This window comes from Paenibacillus sp. J2R1T-4 (genome assembly GCF_059692235.1).
Window position 1 is genome coordinate 94,124 of record NZ_JCAUBA010000002.1, and the last position, 14,974, is coordinate 109,097.

At 47.1% G+C, this 14,974-nt stretch carries 17 protein-coding genes and 1 tRNA gene; all 18 read left to right on the forward strand.

The features are described 5' to 3' along the window. The first annotated feature begins 110 nt into the window (after nt 1-110). The 18 genes from galT (at nt 111) to aroB (ending at nt 14,974) form a co-directional block, all read left to right on the forward strand. Complete coding sequence (gene galT / locus AC58QD_RS04005; protein WP_497330279.1) at nt 111-1,094, forward strand: galactose-1-phosphate uridylyltransferase; 984 nt, start codon at nt 111-113, stop codon at nt 1,092-1,094. Next, nucleotides 1,091-2,293, forward strand: coding sequence for a galactokinase (locus AC58QD_RS04010; protein WP_497330281.1), 1,203 nt, complete (start codon nt 1,091-1,093; stop codon nt 2,291-2,293). Before galT ends, AC58QD_RS04010 begins: the two co-directional genes overlap by 4 nt. A gap of 103 nt (nt 2,294-2,396) precedes the next feature. Beyond that, nucleotides 2,397-3,386 carry a UDP-glucose 4-epimerase GalE gene (gene galE, locus AC58QD_RS04015; RefSeq protein ID WP_497330283.1) on the forward strand — a complete coding sequence of 330 codons (990 nt, stop codon included), beginning with the start codon at nt 2,397-2,399 and terminating at the stop codon, nt 3,384-3,386. A gap of 160 nt (nt 3,387-3,546) precedes the next feature. Next, on the forward strand, nt 3,547-4,563 hold the full coding sequence (locus tag AC58QD_RS04020) for a zinc-dependent alcohol dehydrogenase (RefSeq protein ID WP_497330285.1): 1,017 nt from the start codon (nt 3,547-3,549) through the stop codon (nt 4,561-4,563). A gap of 81 nt (nt 4,564-4,644) precedes the next feature. Beyond that, nucleotides 4,645-4,718 (forward strand) — tRNA-Pro (locus AC58QD_RS04025). 137 nt (nt 4,719-4,855) lie between these two features. Then, nucleotides 4,856-5,077 (forward strand): trp RNA-binding attenuation protein MtrB, encoded by a 222-nt coding sequence (gene mtrB / locus AC58QD_RS04030; protein WP_497330287.1) that lies wholly within the window; start codon nt 4,856-4,858, stop codon nt 5,075-5,077. 123 nt (nt 5,078-5,200) lie between these two features. Next, complete coding sequence (locus AC58QD_RS04035; RefSeq protein WP_497330289.1) at nt 5,201-5,740, forward strand: hypothetical protein; 540 nt, start codon at nt 5,201-5,203, stop codon at nt 5,738-5,740. Nucleotides 5,741-5,834: 94 nt separating this feature from the next. Further along, complete coding sequence (locus AC58QD_RS04040; protein ID WP_497330291.1) at nt 5,835-6,701, forward strand: heptaprenyl diphosphate synthase component 1; 867 nt, start codon at nt 5,835-5,837, stop codon at nt 6,699-6,701. 19 nt (nt 6,702-6,720) lie between these two features. Then, entirely contained in the window at nt 6,721-7,452 is a 732-nt protein-coding gene (locus tag AC58QD_RS04045; RefSeq protein ID WP_497331383.1) for a demethylmenaquinone methyltransferase, read from the forward strand. Further along, complete coding sequence (locus AC58QD_RS04050) at nt 7,439-8,320, forward strand: UbiA-like polyprenyltransferase (RefSeq protein WP_497330293.1); 882 nt, start codon at nt 7,439-7,441, stop codon at nt 8,318-8,320. The genes AC58QD_RS04045 and AC58QD_RS04050 overlap by 14 nt, the downstream gene beginning before the upstream one ends. Next, the gene (locus AC58QD_RS04055) at nt 8,314-8,925 is read left to right on the forward strand and encodes a UbiX family flavin prenyltransferase (protein WP_497330295.1); all 612 of its coding nucleotides are present in this window, start codon (nt 8,314-8,316) and stop codon (nt 8,923-8,925) included. The genes AC58QD_RS04050 and AC58QD_RS04055 overlap by 7 nt, the downstream gene beginning before the upstream one ends. Continuing rightward, the gene (locus AC58QD_RS04060; protein WP_497330297.1) at nt 8,922-9,776 is read left to right on the forward strand and encodes a menaquinone biosynthetic enzyme MqnA/MqnD family protein; all 855 of its coding nucleotides are present in this window, start codon (nt 8,922-8,924) and stop codon (nt 9,774-9,776) included. The genes AC58QD_RS04055 and AC58QD_RS04060 overlap by 4 nt, the downstream gene beginning before the upstream one ends. 4 nt (nt 9,777-9,780) lie before the next feature. Beyond that, nucleotides 9,781-10,755: a polyprenyl synthetase family protein gene (locus AC58QD_RS04065; protein ID WP_497330299.1), complete on the forward strand. Its 975-nt coding sequence runs from the start codon at nt 9,781-9,783 to the stop codon at nt 10,753-10,755. A 134-nt stretch (nt 10,756-10,889) separates the two neighbouring features. Continuing rightward, on the forward strand, nt 10,890-11,333 hold the full coding sequence (gene ndk / locus AC58QD_RS04070; protein ID WP_497330301.1) for a nucleoside-diphosphate kinase: 444 nt from the start codon (nt 10,890-10,892) through the stop codon (nt 11,331-11,333). A 90-nt stretch (nt 11,334-11,423) separates the two neighbouring features. Beyond that, the gene (locus AC58QD_RS04075; protein ID WP_497330303.1) at nt 11,424-12,209 is read left to right on the forward strand and encodes a CheR family methyltransferase; all 786 of its coding nucleotides are present in this window, start codon (nt 11,424-11,426) and stop codon (nt 12,207-12,209) included. 85 nt (nt 12,210-12,294) lie between these two features. Further along, on the forward strand, nt 12,295-12,459 hold the full coding sequence (locus AC58QD_RS04080) for a hypothetical protein (protein WP_497330305.1): 165 nt from the start codon (nt 12,295-12,297) through the stop codon (nt 12,457-12,459). Nucleotides 12,460-12,714: 255 nt separating this feature from the next. After that, nucleotides 12,715-13,878 (forward strand): chorismate synthase, encoded by a 1,164-nt coding sequence (gene aroC / locus AC58QD_RS04085; RefSeq protein ID WP_497330307.1) that lies wholly within the window; start codon nt 12,715-12,717, stop codon nt 13,876-13,878. Nucleotide 13,879: 1 nt separating this feature from the next. Further along, entirely contained in the window at nt 13,880-14,974 is a 1,095-nt protein-coding gene (gene aroB, locus AC58QD_RS04090; RefSeq protein ID WP_497330308.1) for a 3-dehydroquinate synthase, read from the forward strand.

Genomic DNA, 14,974 nt, shown 5'->3' on the forward strand with positions numbered 1-14,974 from the left:
AAAGTTTATTGGAGCAATCTATTTATTATTGAAAAAAAGACCAAAACCAAGTAAAATGAAGGAAATCTTAATTAAAATAATTAATAAAGTGACATAAAAGGAGGATAACTATGGCAGAGTTGCGTTTCAACCCGTTGTTAGGAGATTGGGTAATGGTAGCTTCCAATAGAGCGAACCGTCCCCATATGCCGAAAGATTATTGTCCTTTTTGTCCAGGTTCAGGAAAAGTACCTGATGAGTATGATGTGTTGATGTATAAAAACGATTTTCCAGCGCTCAGCCCGAATCCTCCAGAACCCGATCCAGTCGCAACATCGCTGTACAAGACGGCCAAATCGTATGGTAAATGTGAGGTTATCCTGTATTCGCCTGAGCATAATAAGACGCTTCCTGAACTATCGGTTGAGCACATTGGCAAGCTAGTCGATCTGTGGACGGAACGTTTTGCTGAGATGGAGAAAGATCCTTTGAATAAATATGTGATGATTTTCGAGAATCGTGGGGAAGAATGTGGGGTAACAATGCCTCACCCGCATGGCCAAATCTATGCTTATCCCCACGTGCCGCTTAAGATACGAACAGAGCTTGATAATAGCAAGAAGCATTACGATCAGAATGGAACCAACTTATTCGGAGATATGAACCGGGAAGAAATCGAGTTTGGGCATAGAATTATTGTGGAGAATGAGCATTTCTTGAGTTATATTCCGTTTTTCACGGATTATCCATACGGGGTCTTCATCGTAAGTAAGGCTCAGAAGACAGCGTTAACTGACTTCACAGCCGAAGAAAAGCTTGGCTTGGCCTCGATCTTGAAAGATACGACAGGTGCAATGGATCAACTGTTCGATAAGCTGTTTCCCTATATGATGGTCATTCATCAGCGCCCAACAAACGGGGAGAATGTGGACGACTACTATCGATTCCATATAGAATTCTACCCGCCGCTTCGCGAGAAAGACAAGATCAAATGGTATGCATCGTCTGAGATGGGAGCTTGGGCCGCTGCGAATACGGCGGCTGTGGAAGAGACCGCCCCCAGATTAAAAGAGGCGTATCAACGATTTTTATTCAAGGAGGGGCGACTTTCATGAGCCAAGAACAAGCTTCGCAAGGTGTCAAAGAAGTACATGCTGGGTTTAAGCGATACTTCGGGGAGAATTCAGAGGTCCGAGTTTTTTTTGCCCCTGGGCGTGTTAATCTGATCGGTGAGCATACCGATTACAATGGAGGGTATGTGTTCCCGGCTGCATTAACATTTGGCACTTATGTTGCATGCGCACCGAGAACAGATGGAGTGTATCGGTTCAGATCTTTACAATTCACGGCTGAAGCAGAATGCCATCGCTCTGAGCTCGAATACAGGAAGGAAGACGATTGGGCTAATTATCCGAAAGGTGTTCTAGTTGAGTTGTTGAAGGTTAGCGGAGAATCAGGTGCAGCCGCATACTCTGGTGCTGATCTTGTATTCTGGGGCGATGTGCCCAATGGGGCCGGTCTATCATCTTCCGCGTCCATTGAGTTGGCGACTGCTTTGGCGCTAACGAGTTTGGCGGGCGTTGAACTGCCTAGGATTGAGATGGTTAAGCTTGCGCAGCGCGCTGAGAACCGTTTTATTGGTGTAAATTGCGGGATAATGGACCAGTTTGCCGTCGGGATGGGGAAGCAAGGTCATGCGATCATGTTGAAGTGTGATACACTCGACTATCAGTATGTTCCTTTAATTATTGACGGCTATAAGCTTATCATTACGAATACGAATAAACGGAGAGGTCTGGCGGACTCCAAATATAACGAGAGAAGACAGCAATGCGAGGATGGACTTGCCATTATACGTCAGACTTTGCCAGAGTTAGCTAGTCTCGGAGAATTGTCGGTAGAAGCTTGGGAGCAAGTTAAGCAACTGATTGAAGATCCGGTAATCCGAAATCGGGTGGAGCACGTTGTATGCGAAGACGACAGAGTAATTAGGGCGAGGACGAGTTTATCCAATCACGATCTGTCGACTTTTGGTTCTCTAATGAATCAGTCGCATGAATCATTAAGAGACTTGTATGAAGTAACAGGACTCGAGCTGGATACACTGTACGCCGTTGCGAGGGAAGTGGATGGCTGTATAGGAACACGGATGACAGGAGCCGGATTTGGCGGTTGTAATGTTAGTCTTGTTCGTGAGGATGCGGTAGAATCCTTCAAAAGGATCGTTAGCGATCAATATACACAGAAAACGGGCTTGACGCCGTCATTCTATGTATGCGATATTGGCGATGGTGCCAAAGAGATTTACGTTTAGGTTCCGAATATTCTTACGAGGTGCATTTACTTCGTAAATGCTTAGTTTATGGAGCTTCGCTATGAAGTGCATTTACTTCGTAAATGCTTAAGGAGGGATTTACTTGTCAATCTTGGTAACTGGCGGAGCCGGATATATAGGAAGTCATGCCGTAAAAGAGTTACTGGCGCAAGGCGAAGAAGTAGTTGTCATTGATAGTCTGATTACAGGGCATAGGGAGTCCATTAGCAAGGAAGCTTCTTTCATAGAAGGGGATATTCGTGACGCTGCTTTATTAGATCAATTATTTTCAACCCACGATATTGAAGCCGTCATCCACTTTGCAGCTTCTTCTCTGGTGGGAGAAAGTGTGGATAAACCTCTCGAGTATTACGACAACAATTTACTTGGGGCACATTCCCTAATCTCTGCCATGCAACGGCATAATGTGAAACGCATAGTCTTCTCCTCAACAGCAGCTACCTACGGAGAGCCTAAGCGAGTGCCGATTGAAGAGAATGACGCAACCGAGCCCACCAGTCCTTATGGTGAGACAAAGCTAGCTATGGAGCGTCTATTCCGTTGGTGTGACCGGGCTTACGGAATCAAGTCCGTATCTCTGCGATATTTCAATGCTGCAGGCGCGTATCCGGACAGCACGATCGGCGAGGACCACAAACCCGAATCTCATCTTATACCGCTTATTTTGCAAGTTCCGCTTGGTCAGCGCGAACACATCACCATGTTCGGGGAAGATTATCCAACTGAGGATGGCACATGTGTGCGCGATTATATACACGTCATGGATTTGGCCAATGCACACTGGTTAGCGTTGAAATATTTGCGGGAGAGCGGCAAAAGCGGGGTTTATAACCTAGGTAATGGAACCGGGTTCACCGTTAGGGAAGTCATAGAGGTGGCCCGTCAAGTGACCGGACATCCTATTCCGGCAGTAGCCGCGCCTCGCAGAGCAGGTGATCCAGCTGTACTTATAGCCTCATCAGACAAAGCTAGGCAAGAGCTCGGGTGGCAGCCGCGTTATGCGGACTTGCGGACGATCATCCAAACGGCATGGGATTGGCACAGCCGTTGTCCTCGAGGGTATGACACATAATTAATTGCGAATGCCGCCCAGTGCGGCATTTTTGATTTTCCGGGACAAAGAACGTTTTGCATTGACGGAAGATACATGCCGTGGTACATTAATGTCGATAATTTTGATATTTCGCAATTAGTTTTGGTATTACGAATAATAACAAAAAGGGGGAACGAATATGAGGGCATTGATCTATGAGGGACCTAAACTCATGAACGTGCGAGAGGTAGAACGCCCGCTGCTGCAAGAGGACGAAGTACTGATTGAAGTCGTCTACTCAGGCATTTGCGGATCAGAGCTTAGCGGTTATTTGGGACATAACTCGCTCAGGAAGCCTCCGATGATATTTGGTCATGAATTCGCAGGAACAATTGCTGAGATTGGAAGCAAGGTTACACGGCTTGCGGTCGGAGCTCGTGTAACAGCTAATCCGCTGGTCACATGTGGTACATGTGATCCTTGTCTGCGCGGCAAGCAACAGCTGTGCGTGGAACGGAAGCTTTTAAGTGCAGCTTTACCTGGCAGTAACGCTCAGTTTGTTAAGATTCCAGCAAGATTCGTATACGTTTTACCTGATCATGTTACTTTCGAGCAAGGTACATTCGTTGAACCGATGGCATGTGGAGTACGCGCGGCCGAATTGGCTGAAGTATTGCCGGATCATCATGTGTTAATTGTTGGTCTGGGACCGATCGGACTGTTCGCTTTGCAAGCGATGCAAGCGCACGGCGTAAAACATATCATCGCCGTTGATCGCAATCCCCAGAGGCTTGCTATAGCTGCTGAGTTAGGTGCAATTCCATTACATGCCGCAGAGGTCGACGTTAAGGAAGAAGTACGTCGTCTTACGAGTGGAGTTGGTGTAGCTGTTGCCGTGGATGCTGTAGGTGCTGGTGTTACGCGCACACAATGTATCGAGTGCGTCGCTTTTGGGGGGAAAGTAATTCTGACAGGTCTTCATGAAGCAGAATCCTCTTTACCGATCAACCATATTATTCGCAGTGAAATTGTATGCGTCGGAGCATTTGCTTACTCGGCCAGCAACTTTAAGACTGCCCTTCAATGGATAGCAGACGGCAGGGTAACGATGAAAGACGAATGGGTTGTTAAAGCTCCTTTCGAAGAAGCATGCAAGTGGTATGACTTATTAATATCTGATCCGGGGAAGGTTGCCAAGGTTCTGCTATATCCATAATCAAGTTTTTATAATAATGCTTAAAAGAGGATTGCCAACCTTTCAACGTTAATTTATAATGTGCTTACGTTGGTCTGCTGTCGGGGTATGGCGCAGCCTGGTAGCGCGCACCCTTGGGGTGGGTGAGGTCGCACGTTCGAATCGTGTTACTCCGATATGGGAGAAGAAGGCACCGCTGATCGGTGTCTTCTTTTTCGATTTATAGACGAGCTCATGCAAGTGTCCAGTTGACAGCGGACTGCTTTTACGACATGATGAACCTAACAGAAATTGTGAATAATGGGGTGTACAGATGGATTCGGTTCAAGGAGACTATTTTATTATTAAGGCCAAGGAAAACGGAGTACACGTAATCGGACTTACAAGAGGACATGATACCCGCTTTCATCATACGGAGAAGCTGGACAAGGGTGAGGTTATGATCGCTCAATTCACGGAACATACTTCAGCCGTGAAGGTTCGAGGCAAAGCATCTATAATTACGAGCTATGGCATTGTTAATACAGATGATTAATATTAGAATTGCAGGCTAGCAGGCATAGCCTGCTTTTTTTATTTGTACAATGGGTATAGAGGTTGTTTATTGGCTTCATTTGTTTCACAATAGTTTGCCCATAATGCAGGAGGTGTCGTCCTTATGAGCGGGATGTCCAGATTATTGATTGTTGCAGTGGTATCCATCGGGATCGCCATAGGCTTGTCCTGGCTGCCGAAGCTGGACTCGTTGTCACGCCAGAACGCTCAGGAGGCTGCAGCATTCGGCACGGGATCTGCCAAGACATTGAATGATCAGAATTTGGTCGATTTACTAGTGAATCAGCCCCTATTTATGGATATTGGGCGTGTAGAGTGGAGTGACTCTATTCTCTCCATAGACTTGAAGACGAAGCAAGGCCAGGCTGATGCCGATTTCATATATCGCGACTTGTATACGATCTCCCGTCTTGGCTTCAATGGTACGAAGAATGTGAAGCAACTTCTCGTGCGCATTATGGAGCTATCCCCGAATCCTTCTAGTTCACCGCAGCTGTTGGTTGCGATGGAGGCACGGAGAGAGGATACGAAAAAAGTGCTGCAAGATGCGCAGCAACCTGGCATTATGAACGCGGAGCAGTATGTAAGTTCACATTTTAGACTCACTTTTACACCCAAATGGCTTGACCGACAGTCTCAGTAAAAGGGTACAATAGATGTGGATGTGCGTCCGCCAAACGGATGTGATATAATATCGAAATGGCGTTACTGACTTTGGTCGCGGTACGGAGGCATGTATGGACAATTACTCATTAGAGGATACGGCAAAAAAATATACACAATATGACATGATCCAAACAAATACGGATCTGCCGCAGTTTCCGAATTTGCGTTCGGAATTACTTTTCACGGTACTTAAGAAAGGCTCTTCCACAGTGGAACAGGGGGAGCTTTATGCGCTTGTAGCTTCTCTTGCCCAGCTCGGTCTGGACACACACGAGATGATTCCGGCGACGAATGATCGCAAGGAGAAGAAAGAAGCGCGGGCGAGACAGCTCAAAGTTCTGGCGGGCGACTATTTCAGCAGCCGGTTTTATTACTTGTTATCACAAGCAGGTCAAGTGGACATGGTTCGCCAAATGTCAGAAGCGATCTGTGATGTGAACCGGATCAAGATGAATCTGTACAACAAGATGCTGCAATGGAAAGTAACGGCCGAAGACTATCTGCATTTGTCGGTGCATATCAAGTCTCAGCTGTATGCATCCTTCTCGCGTCAGCTGGAGGGCGGTCTTTCCAGAAGCTGGCCAGAGCTGCTGCAAGGATATACCAAGTGCGAGATACTTCTAGATGAGATCAAGCGGGTTGACCATGTCGGGAGCTTCCGCTCAAGCTGGGCGTTCTGGCATATTATGCAATCGGGGACGAAGGAAGAGAAGCGTCAGCTGCAGCAGCAGGATGAGCCTGACCACACGAAGCTTCGCACATTAATTCTGAAGTACAATGTAAAAGCGCAGCTTCTTCAGATGCTGGAGTCTCAATATAAGCTGGTATCGGACAAAATCCGTGCTTTAGAATCAGACAAGCTCATACAGGATTTATATCGGTTAGGGGAGCCTTTCACGAGGTATCTGACCGCTCCTAGAGCCATTGAAGAAGGGTGAGGTGAATACTTGAGTGGAGATGAAGACATCCAAAGAGCAGTTCGTCCATTCCGTATTTGAGAGCATCGCCCACAAGTACGATCTAATGAATGACTTGCTTAGCTTCCGTCAGCATAAAGCGTGGCGCAAGTTCACGATGAAACAGATGGATGTGCAGCCGGGATCCACTGCAATTGACCTGTGCTGCGGCACATGCGACTGGACGATTAGCTTGGCAGAGCACAGTAAGACAGGGAAGATCACTGGACTGGACTTCAGTCAGAACATGTTGGATTTCGGACAACGAAAGATAGAGAATCTGGGAATGGACGAGCAGATTAATCTGTTACACGGGAATGCAATGCAATTGCCGTTCGAGGACAATACGTTCGATTATGCAACCATTGGATTCGCACTTCGTAATGTCCCGGATCTCGTGCAAGTGTTGAAGGAAATGCAGCGAGTGGTCAAGCCCGGGGGGATGGTTGTGTCGCTCGAATTGTCCAAACCAACCTGGCAGCCGTTTAAATCGATCTATTATTTTTATTTTCAGAAAGTGTTGCCTCTAATAGGTAAGTTGGTAGCCAAACGTTATGATCAATACAAGTGGCTGCCTGAATCGCTCATTCACTTTCCCGACCATAAGCAATTGGCGGGTATTTTTCGCGAGTTAGGGCTTCAGAACGTGCGAGCTTACCCGTTGACGGGCGGTGTTGCCGCGCTTCATATCGGCATCAAGAGGAAACGGGGAGACAGAAATGAAAGGGAATAAGCTTGCAACTTTTCTGGAAATGATCAAGTTTGAACATACTATATTTGCTCTTCCTTTTGCATTCATGGGAGCAATGCTTGGGGCAGTCATAGGACAAGGCCACTTGCCATCCTGGATGCAGATTGGATGGATCATATTGGCGATGATAGGGGCTCGCAGCGCTGCTATGGGGTTGAATCGGATCATCGACAAGACGTTCGATAAGAACAATCCGCGTACTGCGGGCCGGGCCATTCCGGCGGGTCTGTTATCTTCAAAGGAAGTAATCTTGTTCGTTATTATTTCGTTTATTGTATTATTTTTTGCTACAGCCAATTTGAGCACGCTCTCCATGAAGCTGCTTCCATTGGCCGTTTTTATGCTAGTCTTCTATTCCTACACCAAAAGATTCACGTGGGCCTGCCACATCATCCTCGGTTTGACGATTGCATTAGCACCGCTAGGAGGCTGGGTAGCTGTAACAGGCCGTATCGATGGATATGCCTTGATCTTATACGCCAGCGTCGCCCTATGGACCGCTGGTTTTGATGTCATCTACGCCTGTCAGGACGTTGATTTCGACCGTGAGGCCAAGCTCCACTCGATCCCGCAGCGTTTCGGCATTGCTAAGGCCTTGTGGATTGCGAAAGGGTTTCATTTCTTGACGGCAATCGGATTCTTAAGTATGTTCCTGTTCGTAAGCGAGCTAAGCTGGTGGTATTTCATCGGCGTTATTATATCCTATGCCCTATTGATCTATGAACATATGTTGGTCAACCCTTCGAACCTGACGAAGCTGAACACGGCGTTTTTTACAATGAACGGTGTGCTTAGCATCGTAATATTCAGCTTCACTTGCCTAGATTTGGTGGTGCGTTTTGTATGGTAAACGCAGCCCAGGTGAACCATAGCAAACCATGGATTGTCGGCATAACAGGAGCAAGCGGAGCCATCTATGCAGTCCGCCTCATTGAGGCGATGCTGGCCCGCGACATTTCGGTGCATGTGGTGATAACAGATGCAGGCTGGCGTGTATTGCATGAAGAATTAGATTGGAATGCAGCTCGCAGACAAGAGACGTTGGCAGAGAAATTCGGGGGGAAAGTACGTTATTATCCGAATCAAGATATTGGGGCAAATGTAGCTAGCGGCTCCTTTCTCACATCAGGAATGGTGATCGTGCCCTGCAGCATGGGAACTCTATCGAGCATCGCGAGCGGCGCATCCGATAATTTGTTGGAACGGGCAGCAGACGTCATTCTGAAAGAAGGAAGGCGGCTGTTCCTTGTCCCGCGGGAGACCCCGCTACACTCCATTCATCTGGAAAATATGCTGAAGCTGTCGCGAATGGGAGTTCGCATTATTCCTGCTATGCCAGCCTTTTATCATAACCCTCAGTCGATGGACGAGCTGATTGATTTCATGGTAGGTAAGGTGCTCGATAGTATGGAGATTGATCATGATTTATATAAACGATGGGGGGATGGCAAGTGACACAAGCAAATGAACGAATCCGCATCGGTAAAATTAATTATACGAATGTATGGCCCATCTATCACGAATTCCCGCATCATCGATTCGAGGGAATGCTCGAGTGGATCGAGACTGTACCTACTGGATTAAACGAAGCCATGCGCGCGGGGAAGATCGACATGGGGGCCATATCCTCTTTTGCATATGGTGAGTCGTTCGAAGAGTATGATTTATATCCGGATTTATCTGTCAGCGCAACGAATCAAGTGAATTCGATCTTGTTATTTCACCGCAAGCCGTTGGAGCAATTGACACAAGCAAGGATTGCACTTCCTACGACATCAGCTACATCCGTTAACCTGTTAAAAATTTTGATGACCAAGTTTTATGGGGGCAATCCCGAATACGAGTATGCGACCCCGTCACTAAAGGATATGATGGAACATAAGGATGCTGCGCTGCTGATCGGAGACGACGCCATTAGGGCTAGCTGGACGGATCATCCGTACCTGGTAACAGATCTAGGAGAGCTGTGGAGGCGTTCTACGGGAACGGGCATGACTTTTGCTGTGTGGGCTGTTCGTAAGGAAACCGTGGCCAAGTTCCCGGAGACGATTGCTGCGATTCATGATGCGTTCATGGAAAGCAAGCACAAAGGAACAACAGACCCATCAGCCATTATTGTGCATGCTCAAGAGAAGATTGGCGGTACCCTGGAATACTGGCGCAATTATTTTCAACATTTGAATCACAACTTCGGTGAAGAGCAGCAAAGAGGACTACGCTTATATTTCCAGTACGCAAAAGAGTTGGGTTTGTTAGAGAGAGACGTGCCTTTACAATTTTGGACTGATAAAACCAGAGTCAGGTGAATGAATGAAACTAATGGATATTTACGCCCGCATGAAAAAAGAGATTGCGCAGATTGAGAGGGAGCTCGAGGATAGCATTTACACCGACCAACCGCAGCTCAAAGAAACGTCGCTCCACTTGTTAAAAGCGGGAGGAAAACGGATTCGGCCTGTTTTTGTACTACTGGCCAGCCAATTCGGCACGTACGATCTTCAGCGGGTTAAGCTGATCGCTGTGCCTCTTGAATTGATCCATATGGCCTCGCTTGTGCATGACGATGTCATTGACGATGCGAATACTAGACGCGGACAGCTTACCGTCAGGTCCAAGTGGGATAATCGGATCGCGATGTACACCGGTGATTACATCTTCGCCAAAGCGCTAACCGTAGTTACTCAACTGCCGAATCCGCTTATTCACCAAATATTGTCCAAAGCGATTGTAGAGATGTCGATTGGGGAGATGGAGCAGATCCGCTACTTCTTCCATACCGAGCAATCGGTCCGCACATACTTATTGCGCATAAGAAGGAAAACCGCCTTGCTTATTGCGATCAGTTGCCAGCTAGGCGCAATTGCTGCTGAAGCCACATATGAAGTAAGCTTGCAGTTGTACAAGTTCGGCTACAATGTAGGTATGGCTTTTCAGATTCGTGACGACATTCTCGATTTAATTGGATCAGAGAAACAGCTAGGTAAGCCTCCAGGCAGCGATATCAAACAAGGCAATATTACACTGCCCGTCTTACTTGCGCTTCAGCAGCCGGAGCTTAAGGAGCGGTTATTATCCGAGATTGGGCGCATTCAAGCCTTGGACGGTCAGACCGATGTCGAACCCTTCCTCCAGATGATTCGCGGAAGCAGTTGCGTAGAGCAAGCGGATCGTATATCCTCACAGTATATCGACAAGGCCATCAAGGCGCTGGAGGGTTTGCCGAATATTCGCGCTAAGAAGGATTTAATTTCGATTGCTCACTTTATAGGCAGCAGATCCTATTAAGTGGCTAGAATAAGTCGTTTACCCACGTATGCGATCCAGATAATCCGACCAGAATGGTTATTACATTACACCTATGGGACTTTCGAAATGAAGGGCATTTGTTCCACAAAAAGGTTTGAATAGGAGGATTACAAATGGAAAAAACATTTATGATGGTAAAGCCTGATGGAGTAGAACGCGGTCTGATTGGTGAAATCGTGCAACGCTTTGAGCGAAGAGGTTTTCAATTGGTTGGCTGCAAATTAATGCAGATTCCTAAGGAACAAGCCGAAAAGCATTATGAAGAGCATTTTGGACGTCCTTATTATGATGATTTGATGAGCTTCATTACTTCCGGCCCTGTATTCGCGATGGTCTGGGAAGGAGATCAGGTTATTGCTTTGTCTCGCATTATGATGGGGAAGACCAACACATTAGAAGCGTTGCCTGGAACGATCAGAGGTGACTTCGCGATCCATACGAACCGCAATATTATTCACGGATCTGACTCGCCAGAGAACGCGGAACGTGAGATCAATATCTTTTTCAAGCCCGAAGAATTACTTACATACAGCAAATTGATTCAAAAGTGGATTTAATCTAACCAGGTATTTTTTATGAGGAAGAAGGATAATGCTCCGGGTTTATGGAATAAGGGTAGTGACCCTGCAGCCGGAGAGTGATCTAGTTTGGAGCAAGAAGACAAGGATTTTAATGCATTTATCAAAAAGGTTAAAGATTACTCGGCGATTGATTTATCCCAGTACAAGGAAGCACAGATGAAACGCCGCCTCACCACATTTTATATGAAAAAGGGTTATGCTTCCTTTGTTGATTTTTTTGATGGGATGATGAAGAATCGAGAGTTATATTACGAATTCCTCGATCGAATGACGATAAATGTTTCTGAGTTTTGGCGGAACCCCAATCGGTGGGAAGTGCTGGAGAAGAAGTTTATTTCTGAGTTAACTCGAACCTCTGGTCGCATTAAATGCTGGAGCGCAGCTTGCAGTACGGGTGAGGAGCCCTACACGTTGGCTATGATTCTTGCGGAGAACGGTGTTTTGGAGCAAACGCAGATCCTGGCCTCCGATATCGACGACGGGGCAATGGACAAGGCAAAACAAGGTATTTACTTGGAACGCTCCTTGCGAGATGTGCCGGAGAAATACTTGAAAAAGTATTTTCATTATCAGGATTCCGTATACAAGGTTTCAGACACACTCAAGAGGAACATCGTTTACCGCAAGCAAAATTTATTGAATGACCCCTTCGACAGTTCGTTCGATCTGATCATATGTCGGAATGTTATGATTTATTTCACGGAAGAAGCGAAGCACCAGCTTTATCACAAATTCAGCCGGGCGCTTAAGCCTGGAGGACTGTTGTTCGTAGGAAGCACAGAGCAAATTTTCACTCCGGGACAATATGATCTGGAGCCTGTTGACACATTCTTTTATCAAAGAAAACATTAACTAGGTATAAGACCTTCCATTAATTCACATACTGGGTGTAAAGAGCAATCTGAGCACAGGAGACAAATTTGTTGGAGGGCTTTACATGGACAAAAGGAAAGTAATCACCGCTTACCGAAGAGGGTTTATTACAATTCAGGAATGCGCGCAAATACTAGGTATCGATTCGATGCAGCAGGTAGCGGGCATGGTGAACGATCCGAAGTGGATGGAGCCGAATCGGGTTCTATCTCGTCCGGTTAACAGCTAACGAACAATATCAGACCAGTAACACAATCAACGAGCACGTCACGAGTATGCACATCACATGCATCCCGGACGTGCTTTTTTGATGTTTTACTAAAGCTTACATAAAAATTCAAATCGGAATGGCCTGTATTCGGGAAGAAGCTTGTCTTTTTATTGTCAAAGTGGGGAGCCTGTACTATAATTAGCAAAGGACTTTTACAGCAAAGCGCTAAAGTATAGCGTGCAGAACGGAATGGACGAAAGGGGAACTATTGAAATGAGATATTTAACAGCGGGTGAGACTCACGGACCGCAATTGACCGCGATCGTTGAAGGGATTCCGAGCAATTTGCCGCTAACGGCGGAACCGATAAATGAACAGCTGGAGCGCCGCCAGAAAGGTTATGGCCGGGGCAAACGAATGCAAATCGAGAAAGACACGGCTCAGCTCGTAGCAGGTGTTCGCCATGGCAAGACAACTGGGGCTCCGATTGCGCTAGTAGTGGAGAACAAGGATTGGAAAGCTTGGACAACAGTTATGAGCATTGAAGATGTAGAGGAAGGCAGCGAGGGTAAACGGAGAATTAACCGTCCTCGTCCGGGCCATGCCGATCTGAACGGAGGTTTGAAGTACAATCAACGCGATTTGCGTAATGTACTTGAACGCTCCAGTGCTCGTGAGACTACCGTGCGCGTTGCTTGCGGCGGAATCGCTCGTCAACTGCTGGCGCAATTTGGCATTAAAGTGGCGGGACAAGTAATATCGATTGGAGAAATTAATGTTGAACGACAAGATCTGCCGCTTGAGGAGCTTCGTCGGATTACAGAAGAATCACCAGTCCGTGTAGTTGATAAAGCAGCGGAAGAGAAAATGATTGAAGCCATCGATCAAGCTAAGAAAGACGGAGATACGCTTGGCGGTGTAGTTGAAGTTATCGTTGAAGGCTGTCCGGTTGGACTAGGCAGTCATGTACAATGGGACCGTAAGTTGGATGGCCGGATCGCGCAAGCAGTCGTATCGATTCAGGCATTCAAGGGTGTAGAGTTCGGGATAGGATTCGAAGCAGCCAAGCGACGGGGCTCGAAAGTGCATGATGAAATTCGCTACTCCGAAGAGGAAGGCTTCAATCGCGCCTCTAACCGCGCTGGGGGGATTGAAGGCGGAATGACTACGGGTGAACCGATTGTGGTTCGTGCCGTTATGAAACCAATCTCAACGCTTTACAAGCCATTACAAAGTGTAGATATAGATACGAAGGAAGTTTTCACCGCACAGGTGGAGCGTTCTGATACATGTGCGGTTCCAGCAGCAGGTGTCATTATGGAGAGCGTCGTCGCTTGGGAAGTGGCCAAAGCATTCATGGAGAAATTCGGCGGTGATTCCATCGAAGAAATCCGTGCCAACTATGAGAATTACCTCGCACAAGTAGGGCGGTATTAGAATGAAGCAGTTAACGGTGGAATTAGGGGATCGATCTTACCCGATCTATATTGGGGCAGGTTTATTGAATCAAGCGGCCGAACTGTTCCAGCAGCACGGTATCGGGGTCAAATCACCGGTATTAGTCGTAACAGACGAGCAAGTAGCTCCGCATTACCTGGAACAAGTTACAGGAGTGTTGCGGGCGGGAGGCTACCAGGTAGCTACAGCAGTTGTGGCAGCAGGGGAGAAGTCGAAGTCACTGGCAGTTCTTGAACAATTGGTTGCCATCGCCTTGGAGGCTTCTCTGGATCGCAATTCTACGATTGTCGCATTAGGCGGCGGTGTCGTAGGTGATCTGGCCGGTTATGCAGCGGCGAGTTTTATGCGCGGCATACGTTTCGTGCAGATGCCAACCACGATTCTTGCCCATGACAGCAGTGTCGGGGGCAAAGTCGCCGTTAATCATCCGCTTGCCAAGAACATTATTGGAGCTTTTCATCAGCCGGAATTTGTCCTTTATGATATTTCAACCTTAAGCACATTACCAGATCGTGAAGTTCGAGCAGGATTGTCCGAGATGATCAAGCATGGATTGATCTGGGATCGTACTTTCGTCGATTGGTGTGAAGAGCATGTAACGGATCTGCTTCAGCTTAACGAGGAAGCGCTAGAGTACGGATTATACGAAGGCTGCAAGGTGAAAGCGATCGTAGTTTCACAAGACGAGCGTGAAGGCGGTATACGCGCCATATTGAACCTTGGGCACACTTTCGGCCATGCCTTCGAAGCAGTGGCTGGATACGGTGAGCTGTTGCACGGGGAAGCCATCGCGATCGGCATGGTGTGCGCAGCTCAATTATCCGTAAATCAGGGGAACCCTGCATCCATTCTGTCCACAACGGAACGGATTTTCCGGAAGTTCGGGCTGCCAGTACGCATTCCAGCTCATATGGACACGGAAGAGATTCTGAGTGTCATGATGCATGACAAGAAGTTCAAAGAAGGCAGCATGGTATTCATCGTTCCTGTAGACATTGGTTCTGTTGAGATCAATAATGGAATTAATTCGGAATCTGTGCGCGCTGTACTTGAAGCGATGAAGGGAGAGCTATAG

What these genes read in the sequence shown, in the direction of transcription:
- galT (WP_497330279.1), top strand. Translation starts at nt 111, where the DNA reads ATGGCAGAGTTGCGTTTCAACCCGTTGTTAGGAGATTGGGTAATGGTA.
- AC58QD_RS04010 (WP_497330281.1), top strand. Translation starts at nt 1,091, where the DNA reads ATGAGCCAAGAACAAGCTTCGCAAGGTGTCAAAGAAGTACATGCTGGG.
- AC58QD_RS04020 (WP_497330285.1), top strand. Translation starts at nt 3,547, where the DNA reads ATGAGGGCATTGATCTATGAGGGACCTAAACTCATGAACGTGCGAGAG.
- mtrB (WP_497330287.1), top strand. Translation starts at nt 4,856, where the DNA reads ATGGATTCGGTTCAAGGAGACTATTTTATTATTAAGGCCAAGGAAAAC.
- AC58QD_RS04035 (WP_497330289.1), top strand. Translation starts at nt 5,201, where the DNA reads ATGAGCGGGATGTCCAGATTATTGATTGTTGCAGTGGTATCCATCGGG.
- AC58QD_RS04040 (WP_497330291.1), top strand. Translation starts at nt 5,835, where the DNA reads ATGGACAATTACTCATTAGAGGATACGGCAAAAAAATATACACAATAT.
- AC58QD_RS04045 (WP_497331383.1), top strand. Translation starts at nt 6,721, where the DNA reads ATGAAGACATCCAAAGAGCAGTTCGTCCATTCCGTATTTGAGAGCATC.
- AC58QD_RS04050 (WP_497330293.1), top strand. Translation starts at nt 7,439, where the DNA reads ATGAAAGGGAATAAGCTTGCAACTTTTCTGGAAATGATCAAGTTTGAA.
- AC58QD_RS04055 (WP_497330295.1), top strand. Translation starts at nt 8,314, where the DNA reads ATGGTAAACGCAGCCCAGGTGAACCATAGCAAACCATGGATTGTCGGC.
- AC58QD_RS04065 (WP_497330299.1), top strand. Translation starts at nt 9,781, where the DNA reads ATGAAACTAATGGATATTTACGCCCGCATGAAAAAAGAGATTGCGCAG.
- ndk (WP_497330301.1), top strand. Translation starts at nt 10,890, where the DNA reads ATGGAAAAAACATTTATGATGGTAAAGCCTGATGGAGTAGAACGCGGT.
- AC58QD_RS04080 (WP_497330305.1), top strand. Translation starts at nt 12,295, where the DNA reads ATGGACAAAAGGAAAGTAATCACCGCTTACCGAAGAGGGTTTATTACA.
- aroC (WP_497330307.1), top strand. Translation starts at nt 12,715, where the DNA reads ATGAGATATTTAACAGCGGGTGAGACTCACGGACCGCAATTGACCGCG.
- aroB (WP_497330308.1), top strand. Translation starts at nt 13,880, where the DNA reads ATGAAGCAGTTAACGGTGGAATTAGGGGATCGATCTTACCCGATCTAT.